The organism is Ralstonia chuxiongensis (genome assembly GCF_024158925.1).
Taxonomy (GTDB): Bacteria; Pseudomonadota; Gammaproteobacteria; order Burkholderiales; family Burkholderiaceae; genus Ralstonia; species Ralstonia chuxiongensis.
The window spans coordinates 304,500-322,753 of record NZ_JAMYWC010000004.1 but is presented as its reverse complement, the minus strand read 5'-3'; the positions used below and the strand labels follow the sequence as shown (position 1 = coordinate 322,753).

14 protein-coding genes are annotated in these 18,254 nt (G+C 60.4%); 5 read left to right on the top strand and 9 right to left on the bottom strand.

Annotation, left to right across the window (positions count from 1 at the left end; all coding sequences use genetic code 11):
* Nucleotides 1-554 precede the first annotated feature (554 nt).
* A complete protein-coding gene (locus NKG59_RS26520; protein WP_420804032.1) occupies nt 555-791 on the bottom strand; it encodes a DUF2158 domain-containing protein in 237 nt (78 codons plus the stop codon).
* A 299-nt stretch (nt 792-1,090) separates the two neighbouring features.
* Here NKG59_RS26520 and NKG59_RS14895 point away from each other — a divergent pair, with 299 nt between their 5' ends.
* Complete coding sequence (locus tag NKG59_RS14895) at nt 1,091-1,681, top strand: recombinase family protein (RefSeq protein ID WP_253538165.1); 591 nt, start codon at nt 1,091-1,093, stop codon at nt 1,679-1,681.
* Nucleotides 1,682-1,757: 76 nt separating this feature from the next.
* Here the strand turns inward: NKG59_RS14895 and NKG59_RS14890 are convergent, their stop codons facing one another.
* The 8 genes from NKG59_RS14890 to NKG59_RS14855 form a co-directional block, all read right to left on the bottom strand.
* A complete protein-coding gene (locus NKG59_RS14890) occupies nt 1,758-4,028 on the bottom strand; it encodes a hypothetical protein (protein WP_253538163.1) in 2,271 nt (756 codons plus the stop codon).
* Nucleotides 4,029-4,307: 279 nt separating this feature from the next.
* The gene (locus NKG59_RS14885; RefSeq protein ID WP_253538160.1) at nt 4,308-4,886 is read right to left on the bottom strand and encodes a hypothetical protein; all 579 of its coding nucleotides are present in this window, start codon (nt 4,884-4,886) and stop codon (nt 4,308-4,310) included.
* A 47-nt stretch (nt 4,887-4,933) separates the two neighbouring features.
* Entirely contained in the window at nt 4,934-5,605 is a 672-nt protein-coding gene (locus NKG59_RS14880) for a hypothetical protein (protein WP_253538158.1), read from the bottom strand.
* Nucleotides 5,606-6,647: 1,042 nt separating this feature from the next.
* Complete coding sequence (locus NKG59_RS14875; protein ID WP_253538155.1) at nt 6,648-7,559, bottom strand: acyltransferase; 912 nt, start codon at nt 7,557-7,559, stop codon at nt 6,648-6,650.
* Between the two features lie 182 nt (nt 7,560-7,741).
* A complete protein-coding gene (locus NKG59_RS14870; protein ID WP_253538152.1) occupies nt 7,742-8,872 on the bottom strand; it encodes a porin in 1,131 nt (376 codons plus the stop codon).
* Between the two features lie 262 nt (nt 8,873-9,134).
* Nucleotides 9,135-10,064 carry an MBL fold metallo-hydrolase gene (locus NKG59_RS14865; RefSeq protein ID WP_253538149.1) on the bottom strand — a complete coding sequence of 310 codons (930 nt, stop codon included), beginning with the start codon at nt 10,062-10,064 and terminating at the stop codon, nt 9,135-9,137.
* 40 nt (nt 10,065-10,104) lie between these two features.
* Nucleotides 10,105-11,052 carry a quinoprotein relay system zinc metallohydrolase 1 gene (locus NKG59_RS14860; protein WP_253538146.1) on the bottom strand — a complete coding sequence of 316 codons (948 nt, stop codon included), beginning with the start codon at nt 11,050-11,052 and terminating at the stop codon, nt 10,105-10,107.
* The gene (locus NKG59_RS14855; protein ID WP_253538143.1) at nt 11,049-11,825 is read right to left on the bottom strand and encodes a quinoprotein dehydrogenase-associated SoxYZ-like carrier; all 777 of its coding nucleotides are present in this window, start codon (nt 11,823-11,825) and stop codon (nt 11,049-11,051) included. Before NKG59_RS14855 ends, NKG59_RS14860 begins: the two co-directional genes overlap by 4 nt.
* Before the next feature lie 286 nt (nt 11,826-12,111).
* Between NKG59_RS14855 and exaC the strand changes: the two genes are divergently transcribed.
* From exaC to NKG59_RS14835, 4 genes are all read left to right on the top strand, one after another.
* A complete protein-coding gene (gene exaC, locus NKG59_RS14850; protein ID WP_045205996.1) occupies nt 12,112-13,632 on the top strand; it encodes an acetaldehyde dehydrogenase ExaC in 1,521 nt (506 codons plus the stop codon).
* A gap of 258 nt (nt 13,633-13,890) precedes the next feature.
* A complete protein-coding gene (locus tag NKG59_RS14845) occupies nt 13,891-16,512 on the top strand; it encodes a TonB-dependent receptor (protein WP_253538140.1) in 2,622 nt (873 codons plus the stop codon).
* A gap of 20 nt (nt 16,513-16,532) precedes the next feature.
* Nucleotides 16,533-17,606: a beta-propeller fold lactonase family protein gene (locus NKG59_RS14840; RefSeq protein ID WP_253538138.1), complete on the top strand. Its 1,074-nt coding sequence runs from the start codon at nt 16,533-16,535 to the stop codon at nt 17,604-17,606.
* Nucleotides 17,593-18,168: a cytochrome b gene (locus NKG59_RS14835; RefSeq protein WP_253538136.1), complete on the top strand. Its 576-nt coding sequence runs from the start codon at nt 17,593-17,595 to the stop codon at nt 18,166-18,168. Before NKG59_RS14840 ends, NKG59_RS14835 begins: the two co-directional genes overlap by 14 nt.
* Nucleotides 18,169-18,254: the final 86 nt, after the last annotated feature.

Here is an 18,254-nt window from a genome sequence, read left to right as displayed (position 1 = left end):
ATCGTAAGTGCCCGTTTTGTGCGGAGCCGGTTCGGGTCGAGGCCGTGAAATGTAAGCACTGCGGCTCGGCGTTGGAGCCGGCCCAGGCTGCGGCATCCGCCAAGAGCCCATTCTGATCCAGCTTGCGGTGGGGCCTGCCTGCGCGATGTGCGCGGCCGGCATGCCCTACGCATTCCCTCGGGGCGCCCACTCCGCTGGCGTCCGGCCAACGTGTGACATGCTCCAGGGCGCGTTCACGGGGCCATAGAGCGATCTTTCCTCAAAGATTACCGGATGCTTCAACCCCAGAGGCGGTTGGGGTCGGCTTCTTGTAAGTCCTTACTGGGCAAGGCTTCCGCGCATTTTTGTGCCGCTCGGCAGCCGTTGGAGCGCGAACGCGATTCCTGGTTTTCCCAGTTTCCCTAGAGAAAAACAAGAAGAGCTACCTATCTAGGCCCAATAGCGGACACACGCCAAGTGAGCTTGGCTAAGCGGCCAAGTAAAAACGCCCGGTAGCATGAACTCACCGGGCGTCACCTCTACTACTCAACATACAGTTTTTATTCGACGATCAGTTAGGGTACGAGTTCGACAGCTTCGAGCGAAAATGTGTCCTTGCTCAAGCGAGTGTCGTCGAACCAAGCGCAGGCGAGCACGATCCCAAGCGGTGAGGGGACGACCTCGTTAACGGTCATCTCGGGGCCTCCTGACTTCAACTTGACCTTCTTCCCCTTGTATTGAGCGCGCACCGTGGTGTGGGACTGAGTCGCGTCCCCAGTGGCGCGTTGGCTACTGCGATCTACTACAGGCATTTCTAACCTCCTCATGATTGTCGGGTCACAGGAAGTCAGGGCATCGGAGCCGAATTCAAGATGTACTTGGTGGGAAGTAGCTCACAGGGATGAACTCGGCGCGTGGACCTCTCGTTCGACTTTCGGGCAGGGGCTGCCGCACCTCGGCAAAATCCGCGTGTTGACAACGACATGAGGTCCGCTAGCGTCCAAAGACGGTCGTTTTTGAACACCTCCACTAGCCCTGTTCACATATCTGCTTGACCTACTTCCGTACGCTGTTAATGTTTTGAGCATGGTTTTCGTACAGGAGAGTGGGAGTGAGCCGAGTCTTTGCGTATTGCCGGGTGTCCACCGCCGAGCAGACCACTGAGAACCAAGTGCACGAGATACGGGCCGCCGGCTATAACATTGAGTCACGTCGCGTGGTGGCCGAGGTTGTATCCGGTTCTGTCGCGGCGAGGCAGCGCGAAGGCTTCGCCAAGCTGCACGATCGCCTGGAGTCGGGGGACGTGCTAGTGGTGACCAAGCTAGACCGTCTCGGGCGCAACGCGTTGGACGTGCGCGCCACTGTCGAGGACCTTCAGGGTATCGGCGTGCGCGTCCACTGCTTGGCGCTCGGCGGGGCCGATCTGACGAGCGCCGCCGGCAAGATGACTATGTCGGTACTGTCAGCCATGGCGGAGTTTGAACGTGATCTGTTGCTGGAGCGCACGGCCGCTGGGCTCGCCCGCGCGAAGGACAATGGCAAGGTGCTGGGCCGCCCGCACGCACTAAACGCCAAACAGGAAAGATCGGTTCAGGATCGATTGGTTCAAGGCCACGCCATCGCAGCTATCGCGCGGGATATGGGCACTAGCCGCCAAACAATCATGCGAGTGCGCAACCGAATGCAGCCAACAGCCTTCTGACTCGTCGACGCAAAATTTGCAACCCGTTGCAAAGTCTCGTACCCACACAGCGGAAACCGGATGAATGAGGCATCCCCTATCTTTTCTCGATTTCCGTTTCGATAGCGCACAGCCGCGCATCCAAATCGGAAGTTAGCTTGTACGTGCGCCGGATACTGGAGATTCTTTGTTTTGCCTGCTCTTCAGCCTCAGGTGTTTCACCGAGAATTTCGGCCGCAAGGACCTGAATGTCCACCCAATCGGGGCTTCTAGACGCGATCCCTTCGACGATCTCATATGCGAGATGATGTTCTTTCCTGAGAAGAAAGCACATTGCGAGGTGGCGAGCAGCCTGGTCATGGCCCGCATCTGCGATTGAGCCATTGCAACAACAATCTACCAATACAGTGTGCCAAGGGTGTTGGTCGCCGAGCTCTATTGCTACGAGAACGCATACGCCAACGTAGTCGTTGGTCTGGATCAGGTCGTGCAGCGTAGTTCTCTTTGATCCCTTGTCACTATCGTCTTTCAATAGGGGAACGATGAGTGCTTCAATTTTCTTCTGAAGTTCCGCATAGTTACCGTGGAAGGGGGAGGACAGAGAGCCAACTCTTGGGCCACTCAGAATACTGGCAAACGCGAGCACGCAAACGAACTGCTCGAATTCCGTCATAGAAGTAGTCAGCGAACCTACGAAGGTGTCGTAGTCGACGCGCGTCTGCCCCTTATGATTGAGCCGAAAGGTTCCCTCCGCCTTCACAAACGTTTTGAAACGAGCAAGAGTGGCCTGAAAGCGAATTGGCCAGTTGCGCGAATAGGTTCGCGTCTCAAGAAATTGGCTCACAGTCGCGTGTGGAGCGCTGCCAATCTCTCCGAGCGCTGAGCAAATCCACCATTGTCTGAACTCGGAAGCGTCACTGCCGTAGCGGACGAGAAGTTCAGCGAGCGGGTAAGGCGAGCCGTTGCGGCATGAAAGGACAAGTTCAAGCACGCCTTGGAAGTCAAAGTCTGAAATTCCGTTGACCAGCGTTGAAAGGAGGAATCCGTGGGCTTTTCGAAACTCGCTCTCTGGGCTGCGTTGTCCCGCGCCAAACCGTTCGACTTCGTCAAGTGTCTCAATGACCTGCGAACCTAGAAAGGCTTGACCGAAGAAATGACTAGCCTCCGCTCTCCGCTCATCGTTGCTATCAAGCCAACGGGCGAGATTCGTACGGTAACTTTCTACGTCGTCGATTGGTAGCGGTGTTGGGGGCGCAGGTGGTCCCTCGATGGAATTGCCGGCATATGGGGCAGCCGGTGCCATGGCCGCACTCACCCCGTGCAGGCGCTGGCCGTCGGCAGCATACAAGCGCAAGAAAAGGATGCTATGGCAGGTCTTAGTAAAGGCCGCGCCAACGCGTCCATAGAAATTCAATCCCTCGACTAGGTCATAGGTATCCAGGTCGGTCGAAAGTCCTGCAAGGGTATAGCTGTCACTGATTTCGAGATGAGCCCCAATCTTGTCGCGAATGGTCCTAGCTACTTGGAGCTCAGCCTGAAAATTCGATGCTGCAACGAAGTTGTCGATGGTGGCAGACGACTGACCGCTGGCGACGATAAGTTTGTCCAGCCCCTCCATCTCTTGCAGCGCACCCGGGGGAACTGTGCGAGTCACAAGACAATCACAAAAGCTGACGAGATCAGTGACAATGCGCGCCTTGAGTATGCGGGCAATGCGGATTTGAGGGCCCATCCAGCGAAGAATTTCCCTCTGCATGGCAATCCAACGGCGGATCAGTGCCAGTTGCCCCGCGCGTTGATGGACGGGGGTCATGTTTAGGACTGCACTCGTGTTATTTCGTGTCATAGCGAGCGGATCGGTCCCCATTTCGATCCCACTGCCATTGTTGATGGCCTGCTGAAACTGACCAAGGGATTCCAAGACGCTCGGATCGGTGAGCTCGGTCGGCTCGGCGTAGGTAACGTATCCCGGCAAGCTCAGGGCAGCGAGGCTGCGGTAAATTTGCAGTGCGCCATCGACGAAGTAGCCGATCTTAACGATCTCGATCTCGTTCCAAAGCTCGATGCGCTTCCCGAAGTCAAAATCCTGTACATGAGCACCTAGCTTGTGCCTTGCAACCTGGAAGTATTCTTCGAAGGCCGAGGCGTAGGCTTCTTTGGTTTTATGGAAGTCGCGAATGTCATGGCCCGCGTTTTTGAGCGGCTTGCGCAGGCCCCGAGCGTGCTCGATAAAATTTTCTGCGCGAACAAGAATGTGGCGGGCCAGTGTGCGCGCGACGAAGGGGTCAGTCACGTGCATGGCGAGGTGAAATGCCAGCTGCATTTCCTCGACGATAAATTTCAGCTTTCCTACCCGAGTGGGGATCATGACGCAGCGAGTCCTTTCAGAGCGTTCGGCGTGATACTCGCCAGCTCTTTAATAGAAGGAATGTGGTAGCCCGAAAGCCAAGACAACCATATCGAGATACAGCATAGCGCCCCAATGCCGATGAGGCTTGCTCGGATTGCTTTGGCCGTAGGAGGGGCTTGTGTTGAACTACGGCACGAGCTTCGCCAGCATTGACGGCCCTCTCGTGACTCGGCGCGCCAACAGGTTCCTGCGGTAAGGGCTATGTGAAGGTGTTACGGCGCGCGGCATTGGAACAGGTCAAGATGCGGTACGCGTTCTGTGCACTTGTATCGCCGCCCAGAGGCGATCTAGGACATCGGTGGCAGGCTTGGCTTTTGCAACTACGCCGACACTGGTAAAGGCATGCAGACACAATTTGTCCAGCCGCTTCCGGCTGACCAAAATCTCGTCAAAGAATCCGTCTTGCTCGACCGATTTGAACCAACCGCGATCCTGGCCAGCTTCGATGAAGAACGTTGCACTTTGCCCATGTTGCAGTGTCAGCGGTAAACGTGGATTCTGGGCGTACGGCGCCGGAGATTCCACATTCTGATAACCAGCGACCTTTGCGCGCCGAGATGGCTTCCATGAGAAGCCGTCGACGGTAGCGGGCGTATTACCTATGTTGACGACACTAATACACAAAAATTCAGGCCATGGCGGCCCGGACAATCCGCCTCCAATCAGGATTCTCAGTCCGACTGTCAGCTGAAGTTCTGGCTTGGGCTTTCGATTGGCGAGCCAGAGGGAAACGATGACCGCACCGCACGTCCCGATGGCCGACGCAATCTGCGCGCAGTCCACAACGTACTTCCACCATGTTGGTTGGTCACCCATGTTCGCAGAATTTCCTTGGTATTCAGCCTTTGTGTTGGCGAAACTAATTATGGCGCCTTTCCGAGGGTCGCGTGCGAATCTGTTTCTTTGGTTATTTGATTGATACCGGAGGTGGATACGGAGAGCATTGCTCGGCGAACAATGGCGTCGATATCTTTTGCATCAGGGCTCTTGGCTGTCAGATAGAGACCCCAGGCACCTATTATGAACCCGAGTACCGCTACCATGTTCATGAAACGCCCAACCTTACGTCCCTTCGCGACTTCGTCCTTTAGCTCGACATAGGACGCAAGCGTTTTCTGAATCGGAATCAAGACCAGTTGATCGCTCTTTACCTGGGATGCGTCGGCAAGCTCGCTTAGTCTAAGCAGGGACGGCTTGACCTCACCCGGAAGATCGTTAAATGGCTCCTCTTTTTCCATTTCAGAGACGAGTCTCCTTATGTCAAGAAAGCGCTGTGCATCTGCCTCGTCGGCAAGTAATTGATTCAAACATTTAGCAACACTTTCTCTATTTAAATTTAAACCTTTCCCCATATTGACGAGATCATCTGAGGTGAGTTTGATGTTCGCCTCAAGTTTGGCTGTTATTTTATTCCTAATTGCTTCCCGAGATTTTATTGCTCGAATTGCGGAGAATGTGATTATGAAAATGCCCAGAATAAGCATGATGCCATACAGGGCGACAAGAATATAAGTTATGATACTTTGAATGTTCATTTATTTTATTTTTTATATAATTGTTTCCGTGAAAATATGCCGGCGCTACCGGTTATATTGGGGTAACGGCGCTACCGCCGGAAACTTAATGGGTATCGTGACCGGCGGGTGAAGCGGCACCGTCCACCGGCGTTGCGGCGTCAATTCATTTGGTGTGCCGACATTGACGCCCAGCAGTCGGTGTGGATACGGGGCGCTTTGGCGAGGTGCCCGTCGCGGGCAGGAGAATGCTGGGCTAATAAAGTGCGGCAGTGCTTCTATGCAAGGCGAGGGTTTTTGCGTATAATTATGGTCCACTTTGAGAAGTGGATGGTTTGAGTCAGCTTACGGAGCCGACGAGCTTCGCCCAAACTCAGGCAAATGTGACATGCGTCACCGTGCAGCACGAAGCACCGACGCAAAGCGTACAGCAGCAAGCAACTAGCAAGAAGACCGCCCGCAGGGCGGTTGGCATCAAGCCAAAGAAGCATGTGGTTCAGAAGCAAAAGCCCGGACAGCGCACAAACAAGCGTTCAATCACTAAATCCTCTGTCAACAAGGCTAAAACTATGACCAAATACTTCAAACCCGCAGCACAACTGGTTCGCCACGGCCTAACGGCTTGGTTGACCTCCCTGTTTCTGACGTACGCTAATCCGAGTTTGGCTCCGTAAGCCGATTCAACATGTAAAACCGCACCTCTCGCGACGTGCGGTTTTTTTTTTCCGTGAGCGTTGGCGCGGATGGATGGTGTCGGTAGTTAGTAACTTATGCGCCGGTAGCCAACGGCCGAAGTTGGAATCGGTCGGTCAGGCTGCGGTCTGTCTATTACGGGTTTCGTCGATTTTGCAACTGGTTTCAATGTTGAACTGGTACACACAGCGTGGTACGTTCGACTCCTAGTGAGGGCTGCAAAGCATTGATCTATATGGGAAAAGGTGGGGCGCACGATACAGTCCCACCCTCTCCGCCAGCAGTAGCAAAAGCCCCTTGGTTTTACGACCAAGGGGCTTTTTGTTTGGCGCTTAGATTTCGTCTGGCGAAAAAGCGTCGACACCGGCGGTCACGCCGCCCGGTTTGCCGCCCGCGCCAACATGTTTTCGATCTGCTGGTCCTTCTCTTCCCAGAGCTGGGCGAGCCAGCGGTGGAAATCGCTACGGAAGGCGGCGTCGGTGCTGTAGTCGTGCGTGCAGAAATCCGGTGGGATCGGCAGCTCGCGGATATGCACCATCACCCGACCGGCCCGGCCGCTGGCCAGTTGCCAGAAGCTCGGTGTGCCGTCTGGGTAGGCAATGCTGATATCGAGCAGCGACTGGAACCGCCCACCCATGGCATTGAGCGTCAAGGCCAGCGCGCCGGCCTTTGGCTTGAGCAGATGGCGATAGGGCGACGATTGCGTCTGGTGCTTTGCGGGGGTGTATCGCGTGCCTTCGGCAAAGTTCATGACGCTGGTCGGCACATGGGCGAACTTGGCGCAAGCGCGACGCGTGGTTTCGCGGTCTTGATTGCGCAGTTCGGGGTGTTTGCGCAGCGCCGCTTTGGAGTGCCGACGCATGAACGGGAAATCCAGCGCCCACCAGGCCAGACCGATGACCGGCACGTAGATCAACTGCTGCTTGAGGAAGAATTTCAGCAGCGGTATGCGCCGGTTCAACACCCGCTGCAGCACAAAGATGTCCACCCACGACCGATGGTTGCAGTTGACCAGGTACCAGCCCGCGTAGCGCAGGTTGTCGGCACCTTCAACGCTCCACGGCTCGCGTTGCAGCACGCCGATCCAGGCGTTGTTGCAACCGATCCAGCATGTGGCGACCCAATTGAGCATGGGGTCGATCCGGCGGCGGACTGCCGCTGCCGGCACCAGCAGCTTGAACGCCGAGAGCGTGAACAGCGGCACGCTCCAGAACAGTGTGTTCAGGGCCAGCAGGACTGAGCTAAGCGTGCCCAATACAAAGGCAGGCAGGACGCGAATCAAGGCTCCTCCAATGAGCGCCCCCGGTTGGCCCCCGGCAGGCAAAAATCGTGATGTTGACGATACGCGAGCGTAGCGCGGATCGGCCGCCCAGACCATGCGCTGCGTCAGGATTCATGCTTCGTATCTGAGGGCGAAAAAAACCCTTGGTGTTGGCCAAGGGTTTCTTCCCGCTCAGGTATGGCTCAGAACGAATGCTTCAGCCCCACACCTGCCAGCACCGTCTTCGCGCCCGGCGCAGTGCCGCCCGCAACGATGGAAGTTTTGAGGCTTTCCAGCGGATCGGCTGTGCCCACCGCGCCCGCATTGACGTACACGAGCTGCGCATACAGCGTGGTGCGTTTGGAGAATGCGTAGTCGTTGCTCAGCACGATCGACTTGGTGGAGCTGTCGTGCGCGCTGCTTTCGTACTTGCTGTAGTAGCCGGCCAGCGTGGCGGTATTGGCGGGGCTCCACTTGTAGTCGAGCCCGGCGCCGATCGATTTGACGTCCGATACGCGTTGGCCACTCGGCGCGTTGTTGGTCACGCCAATGTAGTTCACCCGGCCCGTGAAGGCACCGAACGGTACGGCCAGGCCTGCGCTCCACAAGCGGCTGAGGGTCTCGCCCGTGCCGCTGTCCGCCGTTGACTGATAGCCGAGGCCGACTGTGACCGGGCCCGTGTACGTGGCACCCAGCGAGAGTTCATTGCCGCGCTTGAAGCTGCCGGCGGTCTCGCCAAATGAGTACGCAACGCCCAGCCACACGGGGCCGAAGTTGTTGGAGTACTGCAGTGCATTGCCAATGAACACGCCGACGTCGTTGCCGGGGTTGGTGCCGGCGCCCATCGCGTTGCCCGGTGCGGGCAGTTGGTTGTAGGCCCAGCCGTACAGATTCGAGAACTGCTCCTTGAAGCCGCGCGCTTCCGTGCCGATCGTGCCGATGAGCGCCGGGCTGTACTGGCGCCCCAGCGTGACCGCGCCCCAGTTGCCGCTCAGGCCGACGTTCGCCTGCCGGCGGAACAGCTCGGAGCTGAAGCCGGGGCCGGTGGTGAGCGTGCCGGTGTCGCTGCTGAAATGCCCTTCGAGGTTGAAGTTGGCCTTCAGGCCGCTGCCCAGGTCTTCCGATCCCTTGAGGCCCCAGATGCTTGGGCTGATACCGCCCGAATGCATCTCCGTGATGCTGCCGCCGGCTGCGCTGCGGTTTTGATACTGGAGTCCGGCATCGACTGTGCCGTAGATCGTGACCGACGATTGCGCGATGGCGCCGCTCGCTGCGCAGCCGAGGGCGGCTGCAAGGGCGGTCAGGACGCAGGGTCGAAGGCGTGTGTTCTGCATGTTGTCTCCGTATTGTCGTTGTGTGATGCGTCCATTGAATTGGCTCGGACGCATGCGGTGTTGGCGCTAAACACGCGGGGCGCGCGCTCAACGTCGGCGGGACTTTGCAATATGCGTACCACGACGTTCGTCGCGCATTGCACGGAGTTGCAGTCAGTTGCCTAACGTTTGCGGATGCCCGCGGCTGTGCGTGTGATGTGGCGTGGCGGGACAGTTGGTGCAACACATGTCCGCTCTCTGTTGCGCAGTGGAGCAGCCGCGGTCAGACCCTTGGCGCGCTTTGCATCCAGCGATCTTCGAGCTCGCGCCACGCACGTCCCACGTTCAGCGCATGACGGGGGTCGAAGTTGCGCCAGTCGCGATAGGCGTCGCCCGGGACGTACGCGAGCGCGCGCGCTGCGTCGCCACCGGCTTCAATGGCGCGCGTGATCGCGCTGTCGAGCATGTCGAGATAGGCCAGCGTCGGTTGCAGCATCTGCGCCGGTGTGCCGATGGCGGTGCCGACGACGATGTTGACTGGCAGGTGCGCAAGCGCATGCAATGCCTGGCGCCAACCGATCAGCGAGCCGTCCTGCAGGTCTGGAATGCGCTGCCGATATGCCAAGCCACCGGTGCACAGCACGCCGCGCTGCGGCGCGTACAGCACCGTGTCGGAAGCGCTGTGCGCAGCCGTACAGACATGGACTTGCCATGCTGTCTTGCCCGTGTGCAGCCAGTCGCCATCGCGCAATGCGGACTCGGGATAGATGATCTGCGTTTCCTGCATGACGCGCGCACCCAGCAGGGCGGTCAGCCGGGCCAGACAGGTTTCGCAACGCTGGCGCATCAGGTCGGCGGTGGCCGCCGAAGCCAGGAACGCAGGGCGCGGCTGCAGTTGCGCGAACGCCGCGTTGGCGAGCACGTGCTCCGGGTGCGCGTGCGTGTTGACCACCCAACGGATGGGTTCCGCCGTGATGTGCCGGATGGCCGCGATCAGATGGTGTCCCCATCGCGCGTGCGGGCCAGGGTCCACCACGAGCACGCCGTTGCCGGTCGTGTGCACCAGGGTGGGCACGACTTCTCCGGCATTCGCGCGCGAGGCCTCTGCGTTGACAGCGCGCGCAGCGTACAGGCTATCCTGCAGGCGCAACAGCGTAACGCGGGCAGGTGCCGCAGACGCCGTCGGCGCAGGATTGATCAGGGTCGCGAGCATGATGCGCATCCAGCGTCGCCGCGCGGGGTCTGGCGCCATGTCAGGGCGCCAGCGCGGCGTTCTCGTAGCGTGGGTAGAAGCGCGTCACGTTGCGCACGTACTCCGCGGGCATTCCGCCCCATTGCGCGTAGGGCGCGTCTACCGGCATGGCAATCACCTCTGCAAGGTCGCGTCCTTCTGCGGCCGCGCGGCGCATGCGAGCCTCGAGCCACTGCAAGTACCGGCGTGTCTGTGCAATGGCATCGGCCTTGCCGAGCGCGGGCCCGTGGCTGGGGATCAACACGCGCGCACCGCTGTCGGCAACGATCTTCTGCAACGCGTCCAGGCTGGCCAGCCAATGCGCAATGTTGGCGTGCGGCGTCGTGGGAATCCGGTCTCGAAAGGCAATGCCGCCGGCGAAGACGACACCGCTGGTCCGGTCCACCAGGACGAGATCGTCATCGGTATGCCCGTCGAGCCGGATGAGGTCGATGCGGTGGCTGCCCATGGCGCGTGTGCCGGGCGTCAATGGCACGCTGGGCGGTGTGGATACCGTGTTCTGCATCCACGCGCCGCAGATACGGTAGAGATTGTCGGCATAGGCCGCGCCCTCCCGTTGCGCCCCCGCAATGGTGCCCGGCAGCGCCTGTGCACCGATATCCGCATAAGCCTGGTTGCCGAAGAAATAGTCGGGATGCAGGTTGAGGTTGAACACCCAGCGCACCGGCGCCGATGTGACCGTGCGGATGGCCTGGCGCTGCTGTTCGCCGTACAACAGCGACGGCCCTGTGTTGATGACGAGCACGCCGTCGCCGGTATCAATAAAGCCGGTGTTGATGATGTTGCAGCCGTTGCGCGCCGAGAAATCTGCGTTGGCGCCTTCCAGCACCCAGACGCCGGGCGCAATTGCGTGCGGTACGAGGTGGTAATCGGGGCCCTCAGCGCGTGCGAGGCCGGCCAACATCGCGAGGCAGAGCAGGAAGCCAAACCGTTGTTGCCGTCGGCTCATCGTGTCACCTGTGCGCGGATGCGGTTGCCATTGTTGTCGACGCCGGCCACGCTGATGCCGCGTTCAACAGGGCCCTCCAGATCGAACGAGAAGATCGGGTTCTCGGCCACGGGTTCGAACAGCGCCAGTTCAAGCATGGGCTGACGCCGGGCATCGAGCAGGTTGAGCTGCTCGATATGGAAGGACGGAATGCCCGCCACCAAGCCCGTGTCCATCGGATGCATCACGCGCAGGCGGATGCGGCTGCCTGCGCCGTTGAAGCCCGGAAACACGCGCGACTCCACCTGGTTCAGCGTGGTGCTCCACGTGGAGTTCTGGCGGGTGGCCCCGGGCAGCGTGCAGCCGCCGCCGGTGGCGTCCACCTGCAAGGTGCCGACATGCCAAACACCGTCCTGCGTACGCGCCGCCACGCGCACCGCAGAGGCCTCCTGCAGCTTGAACCGGAACGACAGCGCCGGGCGCACGTGCATGGGCGCGAATTCCAGCACCTTGCGGATCGGGTTGCTGTCGACCACGACGACGATGCGCTCCACCTTGCCGAGCGCCGACGCGTCAAACGCAATCGGCACCTGCATCGGGTCTTCTGCAAACGCGGGCCCAGTGATCCTGATGCGGCTGTCGAACGTTGTTGGCGCCGCGCCAAACACCTCCTGCTGAATCGTCGGCCAGAGCGGCGAGCCTGCCGGGTCAATGTTCGTATCGGCGCGGGCCGGCCAGGAGAGGCACGCAACGGCCAGCGTGGCAGCGGCAGCATGGAGTAAGGCCGTTCTCATCGTGTGCCTTGCAAGGTTCAGATGAACGGCCCGTGTTGCGAAAGTCATGCCATGCACGCGGTGGGTCCGCACGCACATCCCTCGGCTGTTCAGGTGATGGGGCGTTGAGCTTTGCAACACCTGTTGCTCCATTCTGGAACAGTCAGGCGAGCCAATCGGCGTGAACGGGCGATTGGGAGTGGATGCAGCATCCACCGCAGGGGATGGCCCGGGTTTTGCAGATGACGAGCGGACACAGCGCAGACAACGACGCTGCGGTCATCACTCAAACATCAGGAGACAACCCATGCGTTACGCTCATCCCGGCACTCCCGGCGCCATCGTTTCGTTCAAGCCGCGCTATGGCAATTTCATCGGTGGCGAATTCGTGTCGCCGGTCAAGGGCCAGTACTTCACCAACACCACGCCTGTGACGGGCGAGGTGATCGGCGAGTTCCCGCGCTCGACCGCTGAAGACATCGACCGCGCGCTCGACGCTGCCCATGCTGCCGCTGACGCCTGGGGACGCACCTCGGTGCAGGACCGCTCGCTGATCCTGCTGAAGATTGCCGACCGCATCGAACAGAACCTCGAGCTGCTGGCCGTGACTGAAACGTGGGACAACGGCAAGCCCGTGCGTGAAACGCTGAACGCCGACATCCCGCTGGCTGTGGACCACTTCCGCTACTTCGCAGGCTGCATTCGCGCACAAGAAGGTTCTGCTGCCGAAATCAACGAGCACACGGTGGCGTATCACATCCACGAGCCGCTGGGCGTGGTCGGTCAGATCATCCCGTGGAATTTCCCGCTGCTAATGGCTGCATGGAAGCTGGCGCCGGCGCTGGCTGCCGGCAACTGCGTGGTGCTCAAGCCGGCCGAGCAGACCCCGCTGGGCATCTGCGTGCTGATGGAACTGATTGGCGACTTGCTGCCGGCGGGCGTGCTCAACGTCGTGCACGGCTACGGCAAGGAAGCTGGCGAGGCCTTGGCTACCAGCAAGCGCATCGCCAAGATCGCCTTCACGGGCTCGACGCCGGTGGGCTCGCACATCATGAAGTGCGCGGCTGAAAACATCATCCCGTCGACGGTGGAACTGGGCGGCAAGTCGCCCAACATCTACTTCGAAGACATCATGCAGGCCGAGCCGAGCTTCATCGAAAAGGCCGCCGAAGGCCTGGTGCTGGGCTTCTTCAACCAGGGCGAGGTGTGCACGTGCCCGTCGCGCGCGCTGGTGCAGGAATCCATCTACAGCCGCTTCATGGATGCGGTGATGACCAAGGTGGCCGCCATCAAGCGCGGTGACCCGCTCGACACCGAGACCATGGTTGGCGCGCAGGCTTCGGAGCAGCAGTTCTACAAGATCCGCAGCTACCTGGAGATCGCGCAGGAGGAAGGTGCCGAATGTCTGGTCGGCGGCGACGTGGAAGTGCTGCCCGGCAATCTGTCGAAGGGCTACTACATCAAGCCGACGCTGCTCAAGGGCGACAACAGCATGCGTGTGTTCCAGGAAGAGATCTTCGGCCCGGTGATTGCCGTGACGACGTTCAAGGACGAAGCGCAAGCCCTGCAGATCGCCAATGACACCGACTTTGGCCTGGGCGCCGGTCTGTGGACGCGCGACATCAACCGCGCGTACCGCGTGGGCCGTGCCATCAAGGCAGGGCGCGTGTGGACGAACTGCTACCACCTGTATCCGGCGCATGCAGCGTTTGGTGGCTACAAGAAGTCGGGCGTGGGCCGCGAGACCCACAAGATGATGCTCGACCACTATCAGCAGACCAAGAACCTGCTGGTGAGCTACGACACCAAGCCGCTCGGCTTCTTCTGATGGTGTAGCAGGACGGCTGGCGCATGGTCATCGACACCCGTGCGCCAGCCGCTGACCTGCGAGGCAAAGACCTCGCCGGCGAAAAAAGAAGAGGAGACATGGCCATGCGCCCACCACATGCACTGCCGCAACGCGCGCAGGTGTCACCCCCATCGCCGCTGATTCCCAGCCGGCAATAGCTCTCGCCACGCTTTGACTTAGGGATGTGCCGTTGGCGCGCCCGGGCTCGGCGAACGAGAAACACCAGGGAGACACTCCGTGCATTCGAATACCAGCCGTTCGGGCAAGGACGCCAGCCGTCTGCGTAACGCCGCGCCGCGTCTGGCCGGCGGGGTGGCGGCGCTCGCTGCGGCGGGCCTGTGCTCGCCGGCGCTTGCCGAGGACCCGATCATTGCGGTGGCGTTGCCAACCGCTCAGGTCGTCGGCTCGACCCCGATCGACAGCATTGGTGTCCCGCTGTCGCAGTTTCCCGCCAATGCCCAGCGCGTCAGTGCAAAGGATGCCCGCGAGCAACGCAGCTCGAATCTGGCGGACCTGTTGAACGACAACCTCGGCCAGGTCAGCATCAGCAATGGGGCGGGCAATCCGTACCAGAACGACATCAATTACCGCGGGTTCCAGGTGTCTTCGCTGCTGGGCGTGCCCATTGGCGTGTCGGTCTACTTTGATGGCGTGCGGATGAACGAGCCCTTCGGCTCCATCGTCAACTGGGATCTCATTCCCATGAATGCGATGTCCAGCGTCAACATCCTGCCGGGCTCCAATCCGATGTTCGGCCTCAATACCTTGGGTGGCGCGCTTGTCGTCAACACCAAAAACGGAAAGGACAACGCCGGCACGTCGATCGAGGCCCTGGGTGGCTCGTTTGGGAGGCGCTCGCTGAGCTTCGAGACCGGCATTGTCGACAAGGCGCACGGCACCGATTACTTCGTCGCCGGCAACTTCGACCGGCAGGACGGCTTTCGCGAACACTCGGGTTCGAACGTCAAGCAGCTGTATGGGAAAGCGCGGTGGCACGGCAACGACGGCGCTACCCAACTGGAGCTGTCGGCTGCGCTCGCAGATACCTCGCTGAGCGGCACGCAGTCGTTGCCGATGGACATGATGGCGAACCGCAGCGCGGCCTATACGTGGCCCGACACCATCTCAAACCGGATGGCGATGCTGAACCTGAAGGGCAGTCATTGGCTGAACGACACCAATCAGCTGGCCGGCAGCCTCTACTACCGCAAGGCCAACCTGCATAACGTCAACAGCAACGCGCAGCTGGACGACGGCTGCTTCAACGACGATGGCTCGCTGGCAACAACCACCGCAGGTGGCCTCACCGCCTACAAATGCGCGAACAAGGCGCCGAATGGCACGGCGGTGAATGCCGTGACCAGCGCCACTGCGCTCGCGCTGGGTTATGGCCGCTGGACCAACGCCATCAATACGAGCGTCGTCGATTCCGCCACGCATGAAGACACGGTGGGCTCGTCGCTGCAGTGGTCGAATTTCAGCCAATTGGCGGGACACAACAATACGTTCACGTTTGGTGGTGCGTTCGATCATTCGCGCATCACCTACGACCAGACCACATACCTCGCCCGATTGATCGACTATCAGGCCGTGGTGATTCCCAACCAAGAGTACGGATTCACCGCCAATGGATTGGCACCGTCGGCGTCGAACCCGGCGTCATTCACGGGCAGCAACGTGATTGGCGCGGTCAGCCTGTCGTCCAACGTCAACAACTTCAGCGCGTATTTCACCGATACGTTGAGCGTGACGGAAAAGCTGAGCGTGACGGCATCCGGAAGCTTCAACTACACCACGCTCAACCAGGGGGGCGCCAACAACAAATACCTGAATGGAGACGGCGGCTACTCCTGGACGGACGACGTATCGGGCGTGTCGTACTACAACCCCGGCTATGCGAACGCCTATCGGTATTCGAACGCTGGATCGGGCGCAGCATCCACCCCAAACGGTGTGCCGGCCGGGGCGGTGGCAGGGCCGGAAACCAACAGTCTGGCCGGCTCGCATCACTATCACCGGTTCAACCCGGCATTGGGATTCAACTACGACCTCGGAGCCGGGCAGGGCATCTTCGGCAGCTATAGCGAATCGATGCGCGCGCCGACATCGATCGAGTTGTCTTGCGCCGATCCAAACAGCCCGTGCTCGCTGCCGACCGGGTTCAACGGTGATCCGGACCTGAAAGCCGTGGTGGCCAAAACCATCGAGTTCGGCGGCCGCGGAAAGCTGGGCAAGTCCACCTACTGGAGCGCGTCTGTCTACGACTCGCGCCTCAGCAATGACATCCAGTTCATCGCCACGTCAAACACGTACGGCTACTTCGCCAACGTCGGCGAGACGGAGCGGCGCGGCTTTGAACTGGGCGCGAGCACGAAGATCGACAAGTGGTCGTTGTCGGCCAACTTTGGTTATGTCGATGCGATCTACAAGTCGGCATTCACCACGGCCAGCGGGCAGAACGTCGTCAGCGGAAACAAGATCCCGGGCATCCCCGCAAAGACGCTCAAGCTTGGTGCGTCGTACGCCTTCAGCCCGAACCTGTCGATGGGCGGGAACGTGATCCTGGTCAGCAAGCAGATCGCGCACGGCAACGAAAGCAATGCCGACCCGAACGGCCAGGTAGCCGGCTACGGCCTCGTCAATCTGAACCTGCACTACAAGCCGACGAGAAACCTCGAAATCTCGGCGTACATCAGCAACCTGTTCAACAAGCGCTATTCCACATACGGCCTCTCGGGCACCCGGAGCATCTACACGCTGGCGACGCAGCAGTTCATGACGCCGGCGTCGCCACGCGCGATCTGGATTGGCCTGACGTATTCGTTTGGAGGCAAGGGCTCCGGTGCCGACAAGGACTGAGCCCCTTAGAAGAGACGATCATGAATGCATTGACCTACTACATCCGGATTGCCACGTTGATCAGCGTGGGTCTGGTATCGACGCTGCAGGCAGTTGCCGAGGTGCCGGACCCCGTCGCCTATGTCACGAATCAGGGCGGCGGCGTGACCGTGCTGAGTGCACGCACGCTCAAACAGGTTGACGAGATTGCCGTGGGCAAGGACCCGCGCGGCCTGGCAATCACGGCCGATGGCCGCTTGCTGCTGACGGCCAACCAAGGCAGCGCCGATGTGTCGGTGGTTGATACGGCCACACGCAAGGAGATCAAACGCATCGCAGTCGGCAGGAATGTCGAATTCATGCGCATCTCGCCCGACGGCCTCCGGGCATTCGTGACTTACGAACCGTCGTCGGAGGGCGGCCCTCCAGGCAAGAGCGATCGAGCCGGAAAAGAAGAAAAGGGCGAGAAGGATGAAGCCCCCGCTGAAGTCGCGATCATCGATCTCAGCCAATGGGCGGTGGTGGGCCGCATCAAGGCCGCCCGCGAGACCGAAGCCATCGAGTTTTCACCGGAGGGCAAGTTGCTGCTGGTGGCGAACGAGGGTGACAACACGGTCGGCGTCTACGACTTGTCCACGCTTAAGCAGATTCAGTCGGTGGATGTCGCGCCGTTCGGCAATCGGCCGCGCGGCATCAAGATCGCGCCGGATGGAAAGACCTATGTGGTGACGCTGGAAAACTCGAACAACCTGTTGTTGCTCGACGCCGCTTTCAAGCCAATCAAGACCGTGCCCACTGGGCAGGGGCCGTACGGCATCGCGTTTGACCGCGAGGGCCGATACCTCTGGGTGGCCGCCAGCCGCGCAGATCAGCTGCAGGTGTTCGATGCCCGCACCTTTGCGCCGGTGGCCACCATTCCGGTGGGCAAGCGGTGCTGGCATTTCAGCTTCACGCCTGGCGGGCAGAAGCTGCTGCTTGCCTGCGGCCGGTCGAACAGTGTGCAGGTGATCGACGCGCAGAAGCGCGGGGTCGTCGATACGCTCCCCGGTTACAAGCTGCCCTGGGGCGTGGTGACCTATCCAACCTCGGTGGGCACTCTTGATGCGCCGCGCTGATCGACCCACCACCGCACCGGCGCCTGCCTACGCGGGCCTGCCGATCGCTTTGCATTGGGTCAGCGCCTTGCTGCTATGCGGGCTGTTCGCGCTGGGCTACTACATGACGGGTCTGGCCAAGGGCGCGCCCGGAAAGGCCGCCTGGGTGAATCTGCACAAATCGCTCGGCCTGACGGCGGCGCTGGTGATTGCGTGGCGTGTAGCCGTGCGCTTGCGCCGTGCTGCGCCACGTTCGATCCCGGGGGTGCACTGCTGGGAGGCGGAGCTTGCGCGCATCACCCACCGCCTGCTCTACATGTGCATGGTCGTCATGCCGCTGTCGGGTTACCTCGGGTCTTCGTTCAATCAATACGGAACGCGCTTCTGGGGCGTGCCCTTGCCGCGCTGGGGTTGGGTCGACAGCGCATTGCAGCACATGTTCTACACGGTACACAGCACGACGGCCGATCTGCTGCTCTGCCTGGTTGCGCTCCACGTTACCGGCGTGATCAAGCACCAATGGCTCGATGCACAGCAATGCGTGCAGCGCATGTTGCCGGGCGGGCGCACGCGCGCGCTGTAGGCCGCGGTTTGCGCGTGGGCTGCGTTCACGGCGTTGCTCCATTTCGCAACAGAACACACGATGTGTTGCGGTATGGCACGCAACAC

Bases quoted from the DNA above. Each gene is read 5' to 3' on its own strand.
- NKG59_RS14840 (WP_253538138.1), top strand. From the start codon at position 16,533: ATGAATGCATTGACCTACTACATCCGGATTGCCACGTTGATCAGCGTG.
- NKG59_RS14855 (WP_253538143.1), bottom strand. From the start codon at position 11,825: ATGAGAACGGCCTTACTCCATGCTGCCGCTGCCACGCTGGCCGTTGCG.
- NKG59_RS14890 (WP_253538163.1), bottom strand. From the start codon at position 4,028: ATGATCCCCACTCGGGTAGGAAAGCTGAAATTTATCGTCGAGGAAATG.
- NKG59_RS14880 (WP_253538158.1), bottom strand. From the start codon at position 5,605: ATGAACATTCAAAGTATCATAACTTATATTCTTGTCGCCCTGTATGGC.
- NKG59_RS14885 (WP_253538160.1), bottom strand. From the start codon at position 4,886: ATGGGTGACCAACCAACATGGTGGAAGTACGTTGTGGACTGCGCGCAG.
- NKG59_RS26520 (WP_420804032.1), bottom strand. From the start codon at position 791: ATGCCTGTAGTAGATCGCAGTAGCCAACGCGCCACTGGGGACGCGACT.
- NKG59_RS14870 (WP_253538152.1), bottom strand. From the start codon at position 8,872: ATGCAGAACACACGCCTTCGACCCTGCGTCCTGACCGCCCTTGCAGCC.
- exaC (WP_045205996.1), top strand. From the start codon at position 12,112: ATGCGTTACGCTCATCCCGGCACTCCCGGCGCCATCGTTTCGTTCAAG.
- NKG59_RS14865 (WP_253538149.1), bottom strand. From the start codon at position 10,064: ATGCTCGCGACCCTGATCAATCCTGCGCCGACGGCGTCTGCGGCACCT.
- NKG59_RS14835 (WP_253538136.1), top strand. From the start codon at position 17,593: ATGCGCCGCGCTGATCGACCCACCACCGCACCGGCGCCTGCCTACGCG.
- NKG59_RS14860 (WP_253538146.1), bottom strand. From the start codon at position 11,052: ATGAGCCGACGGCAACAACGGTTTGGCTTCCTGCTCTGCCTCGCGATG.